Origin of the sequence: Falsirhodobacter sp. 1013 (assembly GCF_051195255.1) — a bacterium.
Taxonomy (GTDB): domain Bacteria; phylum Pseudomonadota; class Alphaproteobacteria; order Rhodobacterales; family Rhodobacteraceae; genus Falsirhodobacter.
Genome location: NZ_JBNJLK010000003.1, coordinates 322,672 through 339,732 on the forward strand (window position 1 = coordinate 322,672; position 17,061 = coordinate 339,732).

Genomic DNA, 17,061 nt, shown 5'->3' on the forward strand with positions numbered 1-17,061 from the left:
TCGGGTTACAGCTGGGCGAGGGCGGCGGCGAGCTTGCGCGCCTCGTCCTCCTGCTGGGCAAGGTTCTCACGTGCCTCGTCCACCACCTCCTCGGGGGCGGAGGCGATGAACTTCGGGTTGTTCAGGCGTCCGCGCAGGCCGCCCATGTCCTTTTCCAGCTTTTGCAGCGTCTTTTCCAGCCGCGCCTTTTCGGCCGCGATGTCGATGATGCCTTCCAGCGGGATGGCGAAGGTCGCCCCTTCGACGGCCACCGTCACCGCGCCCTGCGGAATGGCCGAGGCCTCCGTCAGGCTTTCAATGCGGGCCAGACGCTGGATCAGGGCCGCGTTGCGGTCCCAGGCCGCGCGGGCGGTGGCGTCCATGCCGACGGCCTGCGCCGCGAGCTTCAGGCCCACCGGCACCCGCACCTGCGCGCGGGCCGACCGGATGCCGTCGATGACAGAAATGACCCAAGTCATCTCGGCCGTCGCTTCGGCGTCCGACACCGCGAACTCGGGCCAGTCGGTGTGGACGAGGGGTTTGGCGCGGGTGCCGGTGGTGCCCCACAGCTCCTCGGTCACGAAGGGCATGATCGGGTGCAGCAGGATCATGCACTGGTCCAGAACCCAGGCCATGGTGCGGCGCGTCTCATCCGCCTGTTCGCCGTCGAATAGGGGCTTGGCGAATTCCACGTACCAGTCGCAGACCTTGCCCCAGACGAAGGCGTACAGCGCATTGGCCGCCACGTCGAAGCGGTAGCCTTCCAGCGCGGCATTCACCTCGGCCAGCACGGCGGAGGTTTCCGAAATGATCCAGCGGTTCACCGTGGCCGTCGCCTGCGGGGGCTGAGCCTGCGTCGCATGCCCCTCCCACACGCCGTTCATCTCGGCAAAGCGGCAAGCGTTCCACAGCTTCGTGCCGAAGTTGCGATAGCCGGCGATGCGCGCGGTGGACAGCTTCAGATCGCGCCCCATCGCGGCCATGGCCGTCACGGTGAAGCGCACGGCGTCGGCGCCGTATTCGTCGATCAGCTCCAGCGGGTCCAGAACGTTGCCCAGCGACTTGGACATCTTCTTGCCCTTTTCATCGCGGACAAGCGCGTGGACGTAGACGGTCTTGAACGGGACCTGCTCCACCACGGCCAACTGCATCATCATCATCCGGGCAACCCAGAAGAAGATGATGTCGAAGCCGGTGACGAGCACGTTGGTCGGGAAGTACTTCTGCAGTTCCGGCGTCTGTTCGGGCCAGCCCAGCGTCCCGATCGGCCAGAGGCCGGAGGAGAACCACGTGTCCAGCACGTCCGGGTCGCGCCAGTAGCAGACGGAGTCCGGCGTCTGGACATGGGCCAGCGCCGTGTCGCGGTCGGCCACGGGCACCAGCGCGAAGTCACCGTAATAGTCCAGCATCTGCTGGCGCGCGTCCTCTTCGGTCGCGGCGCAGAAGGACACGGTTTCGGACCAGTCGAAGGGGGCGACGCCCTCTTCCTCTCCGATGCGGCGGGGGCCGTACCAGACCGGGATCTGGTGACCCCACCACAGCTGGCGGCTGATGCACCACGGCTCGATGTTTTCCAGCCAGTGGAAGTAGGTCTTGGCGTCACGCTCGGGCAGGATCTGCGTGTCGCCGTTGCGCACGGCGTCCAGTGCAGGGCCGACGATCTTGTCGGTGTCTACGAACCACTGGTCGGTCAGCATCGGCTCGATCACCACCTTCGACCGGTCGCCGAAGGGCTGCATGATGGATTTCGATTCCACGACCGGGTGGCGTTCCAGATGCTCGGACCCCGTCTCCTCGTCGAGGGAGGTGACAAGTTCCGTCACCGCCAGACCGGCGGCGTTGATGTCGGCGATCACGGCCTTGCGTGCCTCGAATCGGTCCATCCCGCGATACTTCATCGGCACGAGGTTGAGGCTGTCGACCTCCGTCTCATTCGTGGGGGATCCGGCGGCGATCTCGCGGGCGCGCTGGACGGATGCCTCGTAGGGGGCGCCGTCGTCGCGCATGGCGCCCTTGGTGTCCATCAGGCGGTACATCGGCAGGTTCGCGCGCTTGGCGACCTGATAGTCGTTGAAGTCATGCGCGCCCGTGATCTTCACCGCGCCGGAGCCGAAGGTCTTGTCCGGGTATTCGTCGGTGATGATTGGGATCAGGCGGTCGCACAGCGGCAGGTGCACCATCTTGCCCACGATGGGGGCGTAGCGTTCATCGCTCGGATGCACCGCCACCGCGCCGTCGCCCAGCATGGTTTCCGGCCGCGTCGTCGCGATGGAGATGTAGTCGCGGGTTTCGCGCAGGACGACGTTCCCGTCCTCGTCCTTTTCCACGTATTCATAGGTCGCGCCGTCGGCGAGGCGGTACTTGAAGTGCCACATGTGACCGGGGGTCTCGATGTTCTCGACCTCCAGGTCGGAAATTGCCGTCTCGAAATGCGGGTCCCAGTTCACGAGGCGTTTGCCCCGATAGATCAGGCCCTTGCGGTACATTTCCACGAAGACCTTGGTCACCGCTTCGGGGAAGTTGCCGGACATGGTGAAGGCTTCACGATCCCAGTCGCAGGACGCGCCAAGCCGCTTCAGCTGGCCCACGATGGTACCGCCGGACTTGTCCTTCCATTCCCACACCTTTTCCAGAAAGGCGTCGCGGCCCAGTTCCCGGCGCGAGGGTTGCTGGGTGCGGGCCAGCTCACGCTCCACCACCATCTGGGTGGCGATGCCGGCGTGGTCGGTGCCGGGCTGCCAAAGGGTGTCGAAGCCCCGCATCCGGTGCCAGCGCACCAGGATGTCCTGCAGCGTGTTGTTGAAGGCGTGGCCCATGTGCAGCGAACCCGTCACGTTCGGCGGCGGGATCATGATGCAGAAGGTTTCGGGGCGGGAGGCGTTGGCACCGGCACGGAAGGCGCCCATCCGTTCCCACATGGCCGACAGGCGGGCTTCCGCCTCTGCCGCATTGAACGTCTTTTCCATCGCCATGTCCGGGCCCCTTCATGCACTGTCGGGGGCAGGGATACAGGCGATTGCCCCCAAGGAAAAGCCCGTCGTGAAAACGTCGCTTTTGCCTGTCAGGCTTGGCAAAAGCGGCTTTTTGCGACGGGGGTAAAAAAACGCTTTGCAAACGCTTCGATGTGCTGCATAGGGGCGTCCTTGTTTTCAGGAAAAGGGCGGCTCATACGCACCTGGCCTGGTTTTTTGAAACCGCGCAGGTGCCGCTTCCCGGGAACATACGGGCGGGTGCTGCGTCTTGTTGGCTGAAAGGAAACGCCGATGGGACTCTCGAAAACAATCTGGACATCGCCGGCCGAATATATTCGGACGCTGACGCCCGATACGCCGATCCTGTTCTTCTCCCCCTCTGTCCTTCAGGGCATGGCGCGGAAGTTCATCGACGGCTTCCCGGGCATGGTGACCTATGCCGTGAAGTCGAACCCCGAGGAGGTGGTGATCGAAAACCTCGCCGCCGCGGGCGTGCGCGGCTTCGACGTCGCTTCCCCGGCCGAGATGCGGCTGATCCGGCGCCTCGTGCCGGACGCAGCACTGCACTACAACAACCCGGTGCGCGCGCGGCATGAAATCCGCACGGCGGTCGAACTGGGAGTCAAAAGCTACAGCGTCGATTCCGCGTCGGAACTGGCCAAGCTGATCGAACTGGTTCCGGCCGAGGGGACGGAGATTTCCGTCCGCTTCAAGCTGCCGGTGGCGGGCGCGGCCTACAACTTCGGCGCCAAGTTCGGCGCCACGGTGGAACTCGCGACCGAACTGCTGGCGACGGCGGCGAAGGCGGGCTTCATCCCGTCGATCACCTTCCACCCCGGTACGCAGTGCACCGATCCGGCCGCCTGGGGCAGCTACATCAGTGCCGCGGCCGAGATCGCGCAGGGGGCAGGGGTGTCCATCGCCCGCCTGAACGTGGGCGGCGGCTTCCCGAACCACCGCCTGTCGGCCGTGACGCCGGATCTGGACGCGATCTTCGACCTGATCGACCGCACCGCGACCGAAGCCTTCGGCGACCACCGTCCGCAGCTGGTCTGCGAACCGGGCCGCGGCCTGTGCGGCGACGCGTTCACGCTGGCGGCCCGCGTGAAGGCCGTCCGCGACGGGCAGCACGTGTTCCTGAACGACGGCACCTATGGCTCGCTCACGGAACTGCCGATGATCGGCGTGATCGACCGGATCGAGGTGATGACCCCGCAAGGCCAGCTGCGCGAGGGTGATCGTTCGGACCGCATCATCTTCGGGCCGACCTGCGATTCGGTGGACCGCCTTCCCGGAGAGCTGTCGCTGTCGGTGGACATCGAGGAAGGCGACTTCGTCATCTTCCAAGGCATGGGCGCCTATTCGGCGGCCACGAACACCCGCTTCAACGGCTTTGGAGAGCTGTCGATGGCGACGGTCCTGTCGCTGAAGCTCTAAGCATTGACCCTGCCTGTCGCCTCTGGCAATCCCGGAGGCGACAGACAGGACAATGACATGAACCTCTTTACCGAACTCCGCACCGTCGTGACCGAGGCGATCGCCGCGATGCAGGCGGCCGGGGAACTGCCCGAGGGGCTGGATCTGGCCAATGTCGCGGTCGAACCTCCGCGCGACGCGGCCCATGGCGACATGGCGACCAACGCCGCGATGGTTCTGGCCAAGCCCGCCGGCCTTCCCCCCCGCAAGATCGCCGACGCGCTGGCCCTGCGCCTGGCCGAAGATCCGCGGATCGAGGCGGCGGAGGTGGCCGGACCCGGCTTCCTGAACCTGCGCCTGAAGGTTGACCTGTGGCAGCGCCTTGTGGGCGCCGTGCTGTCGCAGCAGGCCGAGTTCGGCCGCAGTGCGCTGGGGCAGGGGTCGAGGGTCAACGTCGAATTCGTGTCGGCCAACCCCACGGGTCCGATGCATGTGGGGCACACGCGCGGTGCCGTGGTGGGCGACGCGCTGGCCAAGCTGCTGGCCTTTGCAGGCTTTGACGTCACGCGCGAATACTACATCAACGACGGCGGCGCGCAGGTGGACGTGCTGGCGCGTTCCGCGTTCGAGCGGTACCGCGAGGCGAACGGGCTGGAGCCGCAGATCGCCGAGGGTCTTTATCCCGGCGACTACCTGATCCCGGTGGGGCAGGCGCTGAAGGACAAGTATGGGGACCGCCTGCTGGACCAGCCCGAAAGCGTCTGGCTGGCCGACCTGCGCGAATTCGCGACCGCGAAGATGATGGAGATGATCCGCGAGGATCTGGCCGCCCTGAACGTGGAGATGGACGTCTATTCCTCGGAGAAGGCGCTCTATGGCACCGGCAAGATCGAGGCGGCGCTGCAACGGCTGCGCGACATGGACCTGATCTATGAAGGTGTGCTGGAACCCCCGAAGGGCAAGACCCCCGAGGATTGGGAGCCGCGCGAGCAGACGCTGTTCCGCTCCACCCTGCATGGCGACGATGTGGACCGTCCGGTGATGAAGTCGGACGGCACATGGACCTATTTCGCGCCCGACATCGCCTATCACTTCGACAAGGTGGAACGCGGCTTCGACCAGTTGATCGACATCTTCGGCGCGGATCACGGTGGTTACGTCAAGCGGATGAAGGCGGCCGTGGCGGCGCTGTCCAACGGCCGCGTGCCGCTGGACGTGAAGCTCGTGAACCTCGTGAAGCTGTTCAAGAACGGCGAGCCGTTCAAGATGTCGAAGCGCGCAGGCACTTTCGTGACCCTGCGCGACGTGGTCGATCAGGTGGGCGCGGACGTGACGCGCTTCGTGATGCTGACGCGCAAGAACGACGCGCCGCTGGACTTCGACTTCGACAAGGTGCTGGAACAGTCGAAGGACAACCCGGTCTTCTATGTCCAGTACGCCAACGCGCGCATCAACTCCGTCCTGCGCAAGGCGCGCGAGGCGGGGGTGGAGGTCGACGACCTGACGCTGGCCGCGGCCGACTTCGCCAGCCTGACCCATGAAGCGGAACTGGCGCTGATCCGCAAGCTGGCCGAATGGCCCCGCCTGGTGGAGATCGCGGCCCGCAACAACGAACCGCACCGCGTGGCGTTCTACCTGTACGAGCTCGCCTCGGACTTCCACGGGCTGTGGAATCGCGGCAATGACGAGGTGTCGCTGCGCTTCCTTCAGGACGATACCGCCACGTCGCAGGCGAAAATCGGTCTGGCCCGGGCCACGGGCGTTGTGATTTCCAACGGATTGGGTATCCTTGGTGTCACCCCGGTCGAAGAAATGCGCTGAAAAGGCGAAAACCGGGCGTGGAAAACGGGCAAGATCGTGGCGCGCAGACGCCGCACTGGGGCAGTGACATGGCTGAGGTGGACTTCGACGAATTCGGAGCCGTGGACTATGCGCCACGGCGACCCTACCGCGTTCAGCGCGCAATCAACATCGCCGGAGCTGTCAGTTCGGTGGCGCTGGTCATGGCGCTGGGATGGTGGGGCTATCACACCGCCGTTCGCGACGTTCAGGGCGTGCCCGTGGTGCGGGCGCTGGAAGGGCCGATGCGTGTCACGCCCGAAAACCCCGGCGGTCAGATCACCGATGGCGAAGGTCTGGCGGTCAACGCCATCGCGGCCACGGGCGCATCCGGCGTGATGCCGGACGAACTGCTGCTGGCGCCGAAGCCCGCCGAACTGGACCTTGCCGACGGCCCCGGTCTGGAAGGGTCGGAGCCTTCGAAGGAGATCATGGACGCCGTGGCCGAGGCGACGGGCGCCACCGGCACCGTGCTGATCCCCGCGGCCCAGCAGGCCGCCCCCGCCACCATGGTTCCCGACCCCGAGGAGGGCCTGTCGAGCACCGTGGAAGGCGACCCGATCCAAGAGATCGCCGTGGCGCCCCCCGCCATCGATCCCACCCTCATCCCGCCGGAACTGAAGGAAGAGCCGGAGGTCGCGCCCGCGCCGCCGGGTGCCGTGATCCGCTCGCTTCGTCCCCCGATGCGGCCCGTGATGGTGGCGGCGACGACCGCGCCCGCGGCCCCCGTGGCCGCACCGGCCAAGGAGATGCCGGTGACCGCCCTGAAATCCGGGGAACACCTGGTCCAGCTGGGCGCCTTCGACAACGAGGAGCAGGTCCGTACCGAATGGGCGCGTCTGACCGGCAAGTTCGGCAACCTGATCGGCGCGAAGAACCTGATCGTGCAGAAGGCCGTCAGCAACGGCCGCACCTTCTATCGCCTGCGCGCCGCCGGGTTCGAGGATGCGGCCGACGCGCGGCGCTTCTGTTCGGCGCTGCTGGCCGAAAACGCCGCCTGCATCGCGATCGTGAACCGATGATCGGACGCGGCGCGGCGATCTTCGGCTGCGACGGGCTGACGCTGGGGACCGAGGAGCGGGCCTTCTTTCGCGACGCGGACCCCTTCGGCTTCATCCTGTTCGCGCGCAACGTGGACGCGCCGGAGCAGCTGCGCCGCCTGACGGCCGAGCTGCGCGAGGCCGTTGGCCGCGACGCGCCGATCCTAGTCGATCAGGAAGGCGGGCGGGTTCAACGCCTGCGCGCGCCGCACTGGGCGGAACATCTTCCTGCGCTGGACATGATGACGCGCGCCCGCGATCCGCACCGCGCGATGAAGCTGCGCTTCGCCCTGATCGCGGCGGAACTGCGGGCGGTGGGGATCGACGCGAACTGCGCCCCCGTGGCCGATGTCGCGACCGACGCCACGCATCCCTTCTTGCGCAACCGCTGCTATGGCTTTGACCCCTCGACAGTGACGGAGCTTGCCCGCGTGGCCGCCGACGCGCATCTGGCGCAGGGCGTGTTGCCGGTCATCAAGCACATGCCGGGCCATGGACGGGCGACTGCCGACAGCCACCGCGACCTGCCGACCGTGACCGCCGACCGCGCCACGCTGGAAGGCGATTTCGCGCCGTTCCGTGCGCTGAACCACCTGCCGATGGCGATGACCGCGCATATCGTCTTCTCGGCGCTGGACGACCGTCCTGCGACCTGTTCGCCGGTGATGATCGACCTGATCCGGCAGGACATCGGGTTCGACGGTCTGCTGATGACCGACGACATCGAGATGGAGGCCTTGTCGGGCAGCGTCGCCGAACGCACGCGCCTGTCCTTGGCCGCTGGCTGCGACGTGGTCCTGCATTGCAACGGCGCAATGCCCGCCCGGCGCGCCGTGGCCGAGGCGGCGGGGGAAATGGGCCCCGACGCCCGCCGCCGCGCCGAAGCGGCGCTGGCCCTCCGTACACCGGCAAGGGCCATCGACGTGGCCGCCTTGTCTGCGGAACTGTCGGACCTTCTGGACGCCTGACCCATGACCGACCTGCCTGAAAGCGTCAGCGACCGCCTTGCGGCCGAGGCGCTGATCGTCGATGTCGAGGGCTTTGAGGGGCCGCTGGACCTGCTTCTGACGCTGTCGCGCACGCAGAAGGTGGACCTGCGCCGGATCTCGGTCCTTGAACTGGCGGAACAGTATCTGACCTTCGTGGAACGGGCGAAGATCCTGCGGATCGAACTCGCGGCCGACTACCTCGTGATGGCGGCATGGCTGGCCTATCTGAAGTCGCGCCTGCTGCTGCCGCCCGATCCGGCCGAACGCGGTCCCTCGGCCGAGGATATGGCCGACCATCTGGCCTGGCAGCTGGAACGCCTTCAGGCCATGCGCGACCGTGCCGCCGCCCTGATGGCGCGGGACCAGAAGGGCCGCGACGTCTTCCCGAGGGGAGAGCCCGAAACCGTCATCCGCCACAAGCGCAGCGTGTATTCCACCAGCCTGATCGAGCTGATGCGCGCCTATGCCCGCCTGCGCACGAAGGATGAATTCCGCCCCTTCGTGATGGACCGAGAGCATGTCTTCACCATGGAGCAGGCGCTGGAGCGGATGCGCGAGATGCTGGGCTATTTCGGCGACTGGGGCGACCTGCACGACTGGCTACCCTCGGGGTGGGACACGCATCCGATGCGCCGGCGGTCCGCCACGGCGTCGCATTTTGCCGCCGTGCTGGAGATGGCCAAGCGCGGGCAGATCGACCTGCGGCAGGGCCAGACCTTCGGCCCCCTTCAGATACGGAAGAAAGAATGACAGCCATCCCCCCACCCAGCCCGGAGGAGCAGGAGCGGATGGTGGAAGCCATGCTCTTTGCGTCGGCCGCACCGATGAGTTTGGCGGAACTGGCCGCGCGCATGCCGCAGGGGTGTGATCCCGCGGGCGCCGTGGCGGCCTTGCAGCGACGTTACGAAGGGCGTGGCGTGCGGCTGGTACGGGTGAACGAGTCGTGGGCGTTCCGCACCGCGCCCGATCTGGCTTTTCTGATGCAGCGCGAGGTGGTGGAAACGCGCCGCCTGTCCCGCGCCGCGATCGAGACGCTGGCCATCGTCGCCTATCACCAGCCCGTCACGCGGGCCGAGATCGAGGAAATCCGCGGCGTCGCCGTCAGCCGTGGCACGCTGGACCAGTTGCTGGAGATGGAATGGATCCGCCTTGGCCGCCGCCGGATGACGCCCGGGCGGCCGGTGACCTTCATCGTGACGGAACAGTTTCTGGATCAGTTTGGTTTGGAGACTGCCCGCGACCTTCCCGGCCTGCGGGAATTGCGAGAGGCAGGCCTTCTGGAGAACCGTCCCGCCCCCGGCGGTCCGGCGGCCCCGGAGGGGGACACGCCGGACAGGATGGAGGATTGAACATGAACTTCAAGGTGCTGCAACGGATGCTGGTGGGCATGGTGATGGGCAAGGTCATCAACAAGGGCATCGACTATGCCTCCCGCCGCGGCAAAAGCGAGGCGGAGATGACGCCGGAAGAACGCGCACGGGCGAAGAAGACGCGGATGATGGCCCAGAAGGCGCGCAAGATCGCCCGGATCACCAACCGCCTGCGTTAACGGAAATGCTTGGCCAGCTTCAGCCCTTGGCCCTGATAGTTGGACGCGATGCCGGCGCCGTAAAGGACGTCCGGCACCTCGGCCATGCGCTCGTAGACCAGGCGGCCCACGACCTGCCCGTGTTCCAGCACGAAGGGCGCCTCGTGGCATCGCACCTCCAGCACGCCGCGTGATCCGACGCCGTGGCCGAAGCCCGGATCGAAGAAGCCGGCGTAATGGACTCGGAATTCCCCCACCATCGCCAGATAGGGCGCCATCTCGGCCGCCTGGTCGGGGGGGATGGTCACCGCCTCGCGGCTGACAAGGATATAGAACGCGCCGGGATCGAGGATGATCTGGCCGTTGGTGGTCGTCACCTCCTCCCAGAAATCGGCGGCGGGATAATGGGCGATGCGGCCAAGGTCGATCACCCCGCTGTGCGGTTTCGCGCGATAGCCAACATGGTGCCCCAGTTCCAGATCCACCGAGAAGCCCAGACCGTCGGCGATCAGGGCAGGGCCGTCCACCAGCGGCGTGTTGGCGTGCAGGGCCCGCAACTCGTCATCGTGCAGGACCGACTGCCCCACGCGGAGGCGCAGCTGGTTCAGCCGCATCCCCGGCCGCACAAGGACCGAGAAGCTGCGGGGACATACCTCGGCATAGAGGGGGCCATGATAGCCGGCGGCGATCCGGTCGAATTCCACCCCGCCATCCGTGATCGTGCGGGTCAGCAGGTCCAGGCGGCCTGTGGAACTTTTGGCGTTGGCGACGCCGGCGACATCGGGGGGCAGGTGCAGACGCTCCATCAGCGGGATCACGTAGACGCAACCCTTTTCCAGAACGGCGCCGTCCGACAGGTCGATCCGGTGCATCTCGAACTCCGTCAGGCGTTCGGCGACGGTGCGGCCCTTGCCGGCCAGGAAGCTGGCCCGCACGCGATAGGCCTGCGTGCCAAGCCGCAGGTCTAGGCTGGCCGGCTGCACCTGTTCGGGCAGGATTGCAGGTTCGGCCCGAAGGGCGCCTTCTGCGATCATGCGACGAAGACGCTGCGACGGAAGAACACCGATCATGCCATACCCCTGAAAAGACGAAAGCCGCCCGTTTTCACGGACGGCTTTCTGTTGTGGTCGGGCCGGCGAGATTCGAACTCGCGGCCTTCCGCCCCCCAGACGGACGCGCTAACCAGGCTGCGCCACGGCCCGACACTGGGCGGATACATATCAATATTCGCGGCGGGGGCAAGCCGAAACCTGCGAAAAGACGTCACTATCTTTCAACAAGCGTCATGCGGTCGCGCAGGGCGGTCAGGCGTGCCACCAACGGCTGGATTTCGGCCATCTCGACGCTGCCGGGCTCCAACGCCAGAAGGCGGCTGATCAGGGGGCGCAGGCCCGAATCCGCAACAGGTGCCTTGGGCGAGGGGTCGCGTAAGCGCTCCGCCCGCTCGCGCGCAAGGGCGGCGTCGCCGTGCCCAAGGGGCGGGGGTGCGGCGTCATCGGTGGCCCCGCTGCTCTTGGGTTCGACTTTGGAGAAGAACTCTTCCTCGGTCACGGTGTCATCCTCTGAATCGGAAGCGGGGGTAAAGGTCCAGCCGGCGTCTTCGGCCGACACGTGGGACACGGCGCGGCGCTGCGGGAAGGCGTGAACCTCGGCCGTTTGCAGGATGTCTTCGGGTTCGACCTCGATGAAGCCGGCTTCCTCGACGCGGGCCATTTCGGCCACGCGACGCACGCCCTGTTCGCGCAGGATCTTCTGGACCCCGCGAATCGTCATCCCGTCATCGTGCAGCAGCTTGCGGATGCCCCCCAAGAGGGCGATGTCGGAGGGCCGATAGTATCGGCGCCCCCCGGCCCGCTTGACAGGCTTGATCTGCGGAAACCGGCTTTCCCAGAAACGCAGCACATGGGCCGGTGTCTGCAGAACGTCGGCCACCTCGCTGATGGTGCGGAAGGCGTCGGCCGATTTCTCCATCGGAATCCTCGTGTTACTTCTTCGTCCCCGAGACGACACGTTCCTTCATCAGGTGCGAGGGGCGAAAGGTCAACACGCGGCGCGGACTGATCGGCACCTCATCCCCGGTCTTGGGGTTGCGTCCGACACGCGCCGCCTTGTCGCGCACCGAAAACGTCCCGAAGGAGGAGATCTTCACCTGCTCCCCGGCGACGAGGGCGTCGGACACGTGCTGCAGCACGCTTTCCACCAGTTGCGCCGAATCGTTTCGCGACAGCCCCACCTCGCGGAAAACGGCCTCGCTCAAATCCATGCGCGTCAAAGTCTTACCGCTCATCCTCACCCCCCTTTATACCCGCAAGAAGGATGGTGCGCGGGTGGTACCCTGTCAAGGTGGACAACTTTGCGTTGATTACCAGCGAAGGACGACCGAACCCCAGGCCAGGCCACCGCCAATGGCCTCGGTCACGATGACGTCGCCCGTCTTGATCTGCCCGCGCGCCTTGCCGACCGACAGCGCCAGCGGAATAGACGCGGCCGAGGTGTTGCCGTGATCCTGAACGGTCACCACGACCTTCTCCATCGGAAGGCCCATCTTCTGCGCGGTCGCGCTGATGATGCGCAGGTTGGCCTGATGCGGCACGATCCAGTCCACTTCGTCGGCGGTCAGACCGGCCTTGTCCAGCGCGGTGTGGGCGGTTTCGGCCAGCTTGCTGACAGCATGACGGAAGACTTCCTTGCCCTGCATCCGCAGGTAGCCCGTCTTGCCGGTCGAGGTGCCGCCGTCCACATAAAGAAGATCGCGGAAGCGCCCGTCGCTGTGCAGGTCCGAAGACAGGATGCCGCGCTCTCCCTCGGCCGCTTCCAGAACCAACGCACCGGCGCCGTCGCCGAACAGGACGACCGTTGTACGATCTTCCCAGTCCATCAGGCGGGAAAACGTCTCGGCCCCGATGACGAGGACGCGTTTGGCCTGGCCGGAACGGATCAGCCCGTCGGCGTTGGTCAGCGCGAAGATGAAGCCGGCGCAGACCGCCTGCACGTCGAAGGCAAAGCCGCGCGTCATTCCCAATTCGCCCTGCACCATCGTCGCGGTGGACGGGAAGGTCAGGTCGGGGGTGGAGGTGGCGACGATGATCGTGTCGATGTCGTCGGGTTCCAGACCGGCATCGGCCAGCGCGGCGCGCGCGGCGCGGGTGGCCAAGTCGGTCGTGGTCTGGCCCTCGGCCACAAGATGACGGCGTTCGATCCCGGTGCGCGTCCGGATCCATTCGTCGGACGTCTCGATCCTGGCTTCCAGCTCGGCGTTGGACACGACACGGTCGGGCAGGTAATGCCCCACACCCTTCACGACGGCACGCAATGTCATCCGGTGGTTCCGTCCTTGGTCATGGCGGGATCCTGTCCCGCTGCCACAGCCGGCGCAACGCGCGCCGCCAGCCGTTCGTTGAAGCCGGATTTGGCCAGCTGGAAGGCCAGCTTCACCGCCGAGGAGACGCCCGTCGCGTCCGCCGATCCGTGCGATTTCACGACCGTTCCGTTCAGGCCAAGGAACACCCCGCCATTCACGCGACGTGGGTCGATCCGTTTCTGCATCCGCTTCAACGAGGCGAGAGCCAGCATGGCGGCGATCTTCGACAGGAAGGTGGCGGCAAAGGCCTCGCGCAGGAAGGCCGAGATCAGCTTGGCCGTGCCTTCGCCGGTCTTGAGCGCGATGTTTCCGGTGAAGCCGTCCGTCACGATGACGTCGCAACGGTCGGAAGGGATGTCCCCGCCTTCCACGAAGCCCACGAAATCGTAGCTTCCGGCCTCGGCACGGGCGGCGATCAGGTCATGCGCCTCCTTCATGCCGGGACGGCCCTTGTGCTCCTCGGTGCCGACGTTCAGCAGGCCGACACGGGGGCGCACAAGTTCCAGGCCGTTGCGGGCATAGGAGGCGCCCATCAGCGCGTATTGAAGCAGGTCCTCGGCGTCCGCGCGCACATCGGCGCCGACATCCAGGATGACGTTGAAACCGGCGGGATTGGTCGAAGGCCACAGCGCGCCGATGGCCGGGCGGTTGATGCCCGGCATCTTGCGCAGTTGCAGCATGGACACGGCCATCAGGGCGCCGGTGTTGCCGCAGGACACGGCGGCCTGCGCTTCGCCCGAGCGGATCGATTCGATGGTCGACCACATCGACGTGCCCTGACCGTGGCGCATCACCTGGCTGGGCTTGTCGTCCATGGTGACAACGCGGGGCGCGTGGCGCACCTCGCAGCGGCCTGCAAGATCCGCGCGCTTTTCCAGAAGGGGCCCGATCTCCGCCTCATCTCCGTGAAGGATGAAATGGATCTCGGGGTTCCGTTGTGCGGATGCGGCAAGACCGGCCACGACGTCAGCCGCCCCTCGGTCGCCGCCCATGGCGTCGACAGAGATGACGATCCTGCGCTCTGCGCCCGACGTCTGGGTCATCGTCTCGCTCGGCATCCTTGCATCAATGGCGCGGCTTACGCCGCGTCATCGTCCAGGTCGACCTCGGTCGTGGTCGCGACGACTTCACGCGAATCGTAGTGACCGCAGGCGCCGCAAACGTGGTGCGGGCGCTTCAGTTCGCCGCAGTTGGAGCACTCTGCCGGGTTCGAAGCGACAAGGGCGTCATGCGAGCGGCGCATGTTGCGGCGGGATTTCGTAACGCGGTTCTGCGGGACAGCCATTGTCTCCACCTCAGTTTATGAGGGGACAAGTCCCCTGGTGTTTCCTAGAATCCGAACAGCCCCCGAATGCGGGTTTGCATGTCCGATGAGGCGCGGAACATAGCGAAATCCCGCCCCGATGCAAGCCCCAATCAGGCCGTTCAGCCGTCCTTTTCCAGCTTGTCCTTCAGGGCCTGAAGCCCGGCGAAGGGCCGCAGGTCCGCATCGCGCAGCGGCGCGGCGTCGGGGGCCGCGAAAACCGCTTCCCCCAATTCGGCGCCCGGAGCGCGGGGCCAGTCGGGCAGGGCCAGGGCCAGTTCCTCGGCGGCGATGTCGCGCAGGTCGATCACCTCGGGGATGGGCTCCAGCGTGTCGTCCTCGGGCATCTCCGCCTCCTCGCCCGTGGGGGCGACGTAGCTGGCCAAATAGCGCCGCCGCACGGGGGCGTCGATCTTCGTGACCACGGGGGCCAGCGTCACAACGCAAGGCTGCTCCACGGTGCCCTTCAGGCGTCCGTCCAGACGGTAATCCTCGCGCCCCTCGGCCCGGATTTCCCCTTCGAAGGTCAGGGCGGCGATGGCGGTGATGTCCAGATCCTTTGCCAGCGTCGCGCGATCCTTGGCTGACGGCGTCAGGCGGAACCGCTGCGGCTTGCGCGCGGGCAGGGTGGCGACCCGGAACGTGTGGTTCTGCGGTTCGTCGGTCATGGATGCGCTTCCTTTCTTGAACAGGGGCGGGACCTTCTGTTAAGCCAAAGGTCGATATGGGCCCACGGCCCGCAAGGCAAGGGGTGGGCATGGCTTTGGCAGGACGAAAGACGGCGGTGCTGCGGAATGTCGTGGCGGGGCTGGCCCTGGTGGCCACTGTGGCCTGCGCGCCGATCTATCGCAACCACGGCTACGTGCCGATGGATCAGGATCTGGGGCGGGTCCAGATCGGCGCCACCCGGGATGAGGTGCGCGAAGTCATCGGCATGCCCGCAGTCACGACCCTTGCCAACGATTCCGGCTGGTTCTACGTGCAAAGCCGCTTCCGCACCTTCGGCCTGTCGCGTCGCGAAATCGGGCGCGAGGTGGTGGCCGTCAGCTTCAACCCGCAGGGCCGCGTCAGCAACGTCGAACGCTTTGGGCTGGAGCAGGGCCGCATCGTCCCTCTCTCGCGCCGCGTCACCGACAGCGGCGTGGAAGGAAGCAGCTTCCTGCGCCAGCTGTTCGGTTCGGTGGGCCGCCTGCGCGCCGATCAGGTGCTGGACGACTGATCGCGGGGTTCGAAATCCAGCGCCACGCCGTTGATGCAGTAACGAAGCCCCGTCGGTTGCGGGCCGTCGGGGAAGACGTGACCCAGATGCGCCTCGCAGCGCGGGCAATGCACTTCGATCCGCTGCATCCCCAGCGAGTTGTCGCGCGACATGCCGACCGCGTCCTCGCCCGCAGGGGCATAGAAGCTGGGCCAGCCGCAATGGCTTTCGAATTTCGTTTCCTGTTCGAACAACGGGGCGCCGCAGCCGGCGCAGGTGAAGGTGCCGGCTTCCGTCGGCAGATCCTCGTGGCTGCCCGGACGTTCGGTGCCATGCTTGCGCATCACGCGGTACTGTTCATCCGTCAGCTGTTCGCGCCATTCGGCATCGCTCTTGATGACTTTTTCAACCATTCTGATCTCCTGCTTGCGCGGAGCCGGCAATCGCTTGTGCCGGCCCGCCGCTGCAACGATATCTAGGGTCAGGCACGGCCAACGCCAAGGAGAGCGACCGACATGCGGAGCCTGACCCGGGGACGCCTGACCGCACGCGAAGCAACGGAGCCGCAGGATCTGGCCCGCGCGCAGGCCTTGCGGACGCTGGCCTTTCAGCTGGCCGAACCCGACCGCGACCGCTTCGACGAGTTGTGCACCCACGTCCTGGTGGAGGAGGGGGAGGATCTGGTCGCCTGTTTCCGCATCCTGCACCTGACGCCGGGGGAGGTGGACCAAAGCTATTCCGCCCAGCATTACGACCTGACGGCGCTGCGCGACTACGACGGTCACATGATCGAGATCGGCCGCTTTTGCCTGCATCCCGACCGGCACCAGGCGTCCATCGTGCGGTTCGCGTGGCGGGCGCTGGCGCGGTACGTGGCGGAATACGACGCGCGGATCCTGTTCGGCTGCTCCTCGTTCCTTGGCACGCAGCCGGAGCCTTATGCCGACGCCTTCGCGCTGCTGCGGCAGGCGCATCTGGCGCCCGACCCCTGGGCCCCCGGCCAGAAGGCGCCGCAGGTCTTCCCTTACGCCACCCTGCTGGACGGGCACGTGATCGACATGCAGCGGGCGATGCGGTCCATGCCGCCCCTGTTGCGCAGCTATCTGCTGATGGGGGGATGGGTGTCGGACCATGCCGTCGTGGACGGGCAGATGAACACGATGCACGTCTTCACGGGGGTGGAACTGCATCTGATGCCGCCCGCCCGCGTGCAGGCGCTGCAGAGGGCCTAGGTGTTCTATCCCGGCATCTTCTGGATCGGGTTCAGGATGAATCTGTCTGGCTCTTATGTCGAGATCTTGCAGATGTATTCGTAGGGCGTGAGGCCGCCGGGGGTCTTGAGCCTGCGCGCGAAGTTGCAGGCCGCCATGACGTCGGCGAGGTGGGCGCGGAGCTGGTCATGGCTGTCGTAGTGGAAGCGCTTGACGGCGGCCTCC

18 protein-coding genes, 1 tRNA gene and 1 pseudogene are annotated in these 17,061 nt (G+C 66.4%); 9 read left to right on the forward strand and 11 right to left on the reverse strand.

What is annotated here, in order from left to right:
* Positions 1–5: 5 nt before the first annotated feature.
* On the reverse strand, positions 6–2,951 hold the full coding sequence (locus tag ACSHZY_RS07845) for a valine--tRNA ligase (RefSeq protein WP_435167807.1): 2,946 nt from the start codon (positions 2,949–2,951) through the stop codon (positions 6–8).
* 291 nt (positions 2,952–3,242) lie between these two features.
* On the opposite strand from ACSHZY_RS07845, the gene ACSHZY_RS07850 reads away from it, so the two are divergent.
* The 7 genes from ACSHZY_RS07850 to ACSHZY_RS07880 all read left to right on the forward strand — a co-directional run bounded on the left by ACSHZY_RS07850 (position 3,243) and on the right by ACSHZY_RS07880 (position 9,784).
* The gene (locus ACSHZY_RS07850) at positions 3,243–4,388 is read left to right on the forward strand and encodes a type III PLP-dependent enzyme (RefSeq protein ID WP_435167810.1); all 1,146 of its coding nucleotides are present in this window, start codon (positions 3,243–3,245) and stop codon (positions 4,386–4,388) included.
* Positions 4,389–4,445: 57 nt separating this feature from the next.
* A complete protein-coding gene (gene argS / locus ACSHZY_RS07855) occupies positions 4,446–6,188 on the forward strand; it encodes an arginine--tRNA ligase (RefSeq protein ID WP_435167813.1) in 1,743 nt (580 codons plus the stop codon).
* 68 nt (positions 6,189–6,256) lie between these two features.
* Positions 6,257–7,228 carry an SPOR domain-containing protein gene (locus tag ACSHZY_RS07860; protein ID WP_435167816.1) on the forward strand — a complete coding sequence of 324 codons (972 nt, stop codon included), beginning with the start codon at positions 6,257–6,259 and terminating at the stop codon, positions 7,226–7,228.
* On the forward strand, positions 7,225–8,214 hold the full coding sequence (gene nagZ / locus ACSHZY_RS07865; RefSeq protein WP_435167819.1) for a beta-N-acetylhexosaminidase: 990 nt from the start codon (positions 7,225–7,227) through the stop codon (positions 8,212–8,214). Before ACSHZY_RS07860 ends, nagZ begins: the two co-directional genes overlap by 4 nt.
* Positions 8,215–8,217: 3 nt before the next feature.
* Positions 8,218–8,985: a segregation and condensation protein A gene (locus tag ACSHZY_RS07870; RefSeq protein WP_435167822.1), complete on the forward strand. Its 768-nt coding sequence runs from the start codon at positions 8,218–8,220 to the stop codon at positions 8,983–8,985.
* The gene (gene scpB, locus ACSHZY_RS07875; RefSeq protein ID WP_435167825.1) at positions 8,982–9,584 is read left to right on the forward strand and encodes an SMC-Scp complex subunit ScpB; all 603 of its coding nucleotides are present in this window, start codon (positions 8,982–8,984) and stop codon (positions 9,582–9,584) included. Before ACSHZY_RS07870 ends, scpB begins: the two co-directional genes overlap by 4 nt.
* A 2-nt stretch (positions 9,585–9,586) precedes the next feature.
* Positions 9,587–9,784 carry a hypothetical protein gene (locus ACSHZY_RS07880; RefSeq protein ID WP_435167828.1) on the forward strand — a complete coding sequence of 66 codons (198 nt, stop codon included), beginning with the start codon at positions 9,587–9,589 and terminating at the stop codon, positions 9,782–9,784.
* On the opposite strand, the gene ACSHZY_RS07885 is transcribed toward ACSHZY_RS07880, so the two are convergent.
* The 8 genes from ACSHZY_RS07885 to ACSHZY_RS07920 all read right to left on the reverse strand — a co-directional run bounded on the left by ACSHZY_RS07885 (position 9,781) and on the right by ACSHZY_RS07920 (position 15,095).
* Positions 9,781–10,833 (reverse strand): 2'-deoxycytidine 5'-triphosphate deaminase, encoded by a 1,053-nt coding sequence (locus tag ACSHZY_RS07885; protein ID WP_435167830.1) that lies wholly within the window; start codon positions 10,831–10,833, stop codon positions 9,781–9,783. The genes ACSHZY_RS07880 and ACSHZY_RS07885 overlap by 4 nt on opposite strands.
* 54 nt (positions 10,834–10,887) lie before the next feature.
* A tRNA-Pro gene (locus ACSHZY_RS07890) sits at positions 10,888–10,965 on the reverse strand.
* 64 nt (positions 10,966–11,029) lie between these two features.
* Positions 11,030–11,734 (reverse strand): MerR family transcriptional regulator, encoded by a 705-nt coding sequence (locus ACSHZY_RS07895; RefSeq protein WP_435167833.1) that lies wholly within the window; start codon positions 11,732–11,734, stop codon positions 11,030–11,032.
* Positions 11,735–11,747: 13 nt separating this feature from the next.
* Positions 11,748–12,050: an integration host factor subunit alpha gene (ihfA, locus tag ACSHZY_RS07900; RefSeq protein WP_435167836.1), complete on the reverse strand. Its 303-nt coding sequence runs from the start codon at positions 12,048–12,050 to the stop codon at positions 11,748–11,750.
* Positions 12,051–12,125: 75 nt separating this feature from the next.
* Positions 12,126–13,082, reverse strand: a complete 957-nt coding sequence (locus ACSHZY_RS07905) for a beta-ketoacyl-ACP synthase III (protein WP_435167839.1) — start codon at positions 13,080–13,082, stop codon at positions 12,126–12,128.
* Positions 13,079–14,182: a phosphate acyltransferase PlsX gene (gene plsX, locus ACSHZY_RS07910; RefSeq protein ID WP_435167841.1), complete on the reverse strand. Its 1,104-nt coding sequence runs from the start codon at positions 14,180–14,182 to the stop codon at positions 13,079–13,081. The genes ACSHZY_RS07905 and plsX overlap by 4 nt, the downstream gene beginning before the upstream one ends.
* Before the next feature lie 20 nt (positions 14,183–14,202).
* Entirely contained in the window at positions 14,203–14,409 is a 207-nt protein-coding gene (gene rpmF, locus ACSHZY_RS07915; protein ID WP_271973521.1) for a 50S ribosomal protein L32, read from the reverse strand.
* 140 nt (positions 14,410–14,549) lie between these two features.
* Positions 14,550–15,095: a YceD family protein gene (locus ACSHZY_RS07920; RefSeq protein ID WP_435167845.1), complete on the reverse strand. Its 546-nt coding sequence runs from the start codon at positions 15,093–15,095 to the stop codon at positions 14,550–14,552.
* An 89-nt stretch (positions 15,096–15,184) separates the two neighbouring features.
* Here ACSHZY_RS07920 and ACSHZY_RS07925 point away from each other — a divergent pair, with 89 nt between their 5' ends.
* Positions 15,185–15,646 carry an outer membrane protein assembly factor BamE gene (locus ACSHZY_RS07925; RefSeq protein ID WP_435167848.1) on the forward strand — a complete coding sequence of 154 codons (462 nt, stop codon included), beginning with the start codon at positions 15,185–15,187 and terminating at the stop codon, positions 15,644–15,646.
* On the opposite strand, the gene msrB is transcribed toward ACSHZY_RS07925, so the two are convergent.
* Positions 15,628–16,038 (reverse strand): peptide-methionine (R)-S-oxide reductase MsrB, encoded by a 411-nt coding sequence (gene msrB, locus ACSHZY_RS07930; RefSeq protein ID WP_435167851.1) that lies wholly within the window; start codon positions 16,036–16,038, stop codon positions 15,628–15,630. The genes ACSHZY_RS07925 and msrB overlap by 19 nt on opposite strands.
* A gap of 102 nt (positions 16,039–16,140) precedes the next feature.
* Between msrB and ACSHZY_RS07935 the strand changes: the two genes are divergently transcribed.
* Positions 16,141–16,857 carry a GNAT family N-acetyltransferase gene (locus tag ACSHZY_RS07935; protein WP_435167854.1) on the forward strand — a complete coding sequence of 239 codons (717 nt, stop codon included), beginning with the start codon at positions 16,141–16,143 and terminating at the stop codon, positions 16,855–16,857.
* Positions 16,858–16,910: 53 nt separating this feature from the next.
* Here the strand turns inward: ACSHZY_RS07935 and ACSHZY_RS07940 are convergent.
* Positions 16,911–17,061, reverse strand: a pseudogene (locus ACSHZY_RS07940) (IS481 family transposase); the annotation flags it as partial.

Bases quoted from the DNA above. Each gene is read 5' to 3' on its own strand.
- ACSHZY_RS07925 (WP_435167848.1), top strand. From the start codon at position 15,185: ATGGCTTTGGCAGGACGAAAGACGGCGGTGCTGCGGAATGTCGTGGCG.
- rpmF (WP_271973521.1), bottom strand. From the start codon at position 14,409: ATGGCTGTCCCGCAGAACCGCGTTACGAAATCCCGCCGCAACATGCGC.
- nagZ (WP_435167819.1), top strand. From the start codon at position 7,225: ATGATCGGACGCGGCGCGGCGATCTTCGGCTGCGACGGGCTGACGCTG.
- ACSHZY_RS07880 (WP_435167828.1), top strand. From the start codon at position 9,587: ATGAACTTCAAGGTGCTGCAACGGATGCTGGTGGGCATGGTGATGGGC.
- plsX (WP_435167841.1), bottom strand. From the start codon at position 14,182: ATGCCGAGCGAGACGATGACCCAGACGTCGGGCGCAGAGCGCAGGATC.
- ACSHZY_RS07895 (WP_435167833.1), bottom strand. From the start codon at position 11,734: ATGGAGAAATCGGCCGACGCCTTCCGCACCATCAGCGAGGTGGCCGAC.
- ACSHZY_RS07845 (WP_435167807.1), bottom strand. From the start codon at position 2,951: ATGGCGATGGAAAAGACGTTCAATGCGGCAGAGGCGGAAGCCCGCCTG.
- ACSHZY_RS07885 (WP_435167830.1), bottom strand. From the start codon at position 10,833: ATGATCGGTGTTCTTCCGTCGCAGCGTCTTCGTCGCATGATCGCAGAA.
- ACSHZY_RS07870 (WP_435167822.1), top strand. From the start codon at position 8,218: ATGACCGACCTGCCTGAAAGCGTCAGCGACCGCCTTGCGGCCGAGGCG.
- msrB (WP_435167851.1), bottom strand. From the start codon at position 16,038: ATGGTTGAAAAAGTCATCAAGAGCGATGCCGAATGGCGCGAACAGCTG.
- ACSHZY_RS07905 (WP_435167839.1), bottom strand. From the start codon at position 13,082: ATGACATTGCGTGCCGTCGTGAAGGGTGTGGGGCATTACCTGCCCGAC.
- ihfA (WP_435167836.1), bottom strand. From the start codon at position 12,050: ATGAGCGGTAAGACTTTGACGCGCATGGATTTGAGCGAGGCCGTTTTC.
- ACSHZY_RS07935 (WP_435167854.1), top strand. From the start codon at position 16,141: ATGCGGAGCCTGACCCGGGGACGCCTGACCGCACGCGAAGCAACGGAG.
- ACSHZY_RS07920 (WP_435167845.1), bottom strand. From the start codon at position 15,095: ATGACCGACGAACCGCAGAACCACACGTTCCGGGTCGCCACCCTGCCC.
- ACSHZY_RS07850 (WP_435167810.1), top strand. From the start codon at position 3,243: ATGGGACTCTCGAAAACAATCTGGACATCGCCGGCCGAATATATTCGG.
- scpB (WP_435167825.1), top strand. From the start codon at position 8,982: ATGACAGCCATCCCCCCACCCAGCCCGGAGGAGCAGGAGCGGATGGTG.
- argS (WP_435167813.1), top strand. From the start codon at position 4,446: ATGAACCTCTTTACCGAACTCCGCACCGTCGTGACCGAGGCGATCGCC.
- ACSHZY_RS07860 (WP_435167816.1), top strand. From the start codon at position 6,257: ATGGCTGAGGTGGACTTCGACGAATTCGGAGCCGTGGACTATGCGCCA.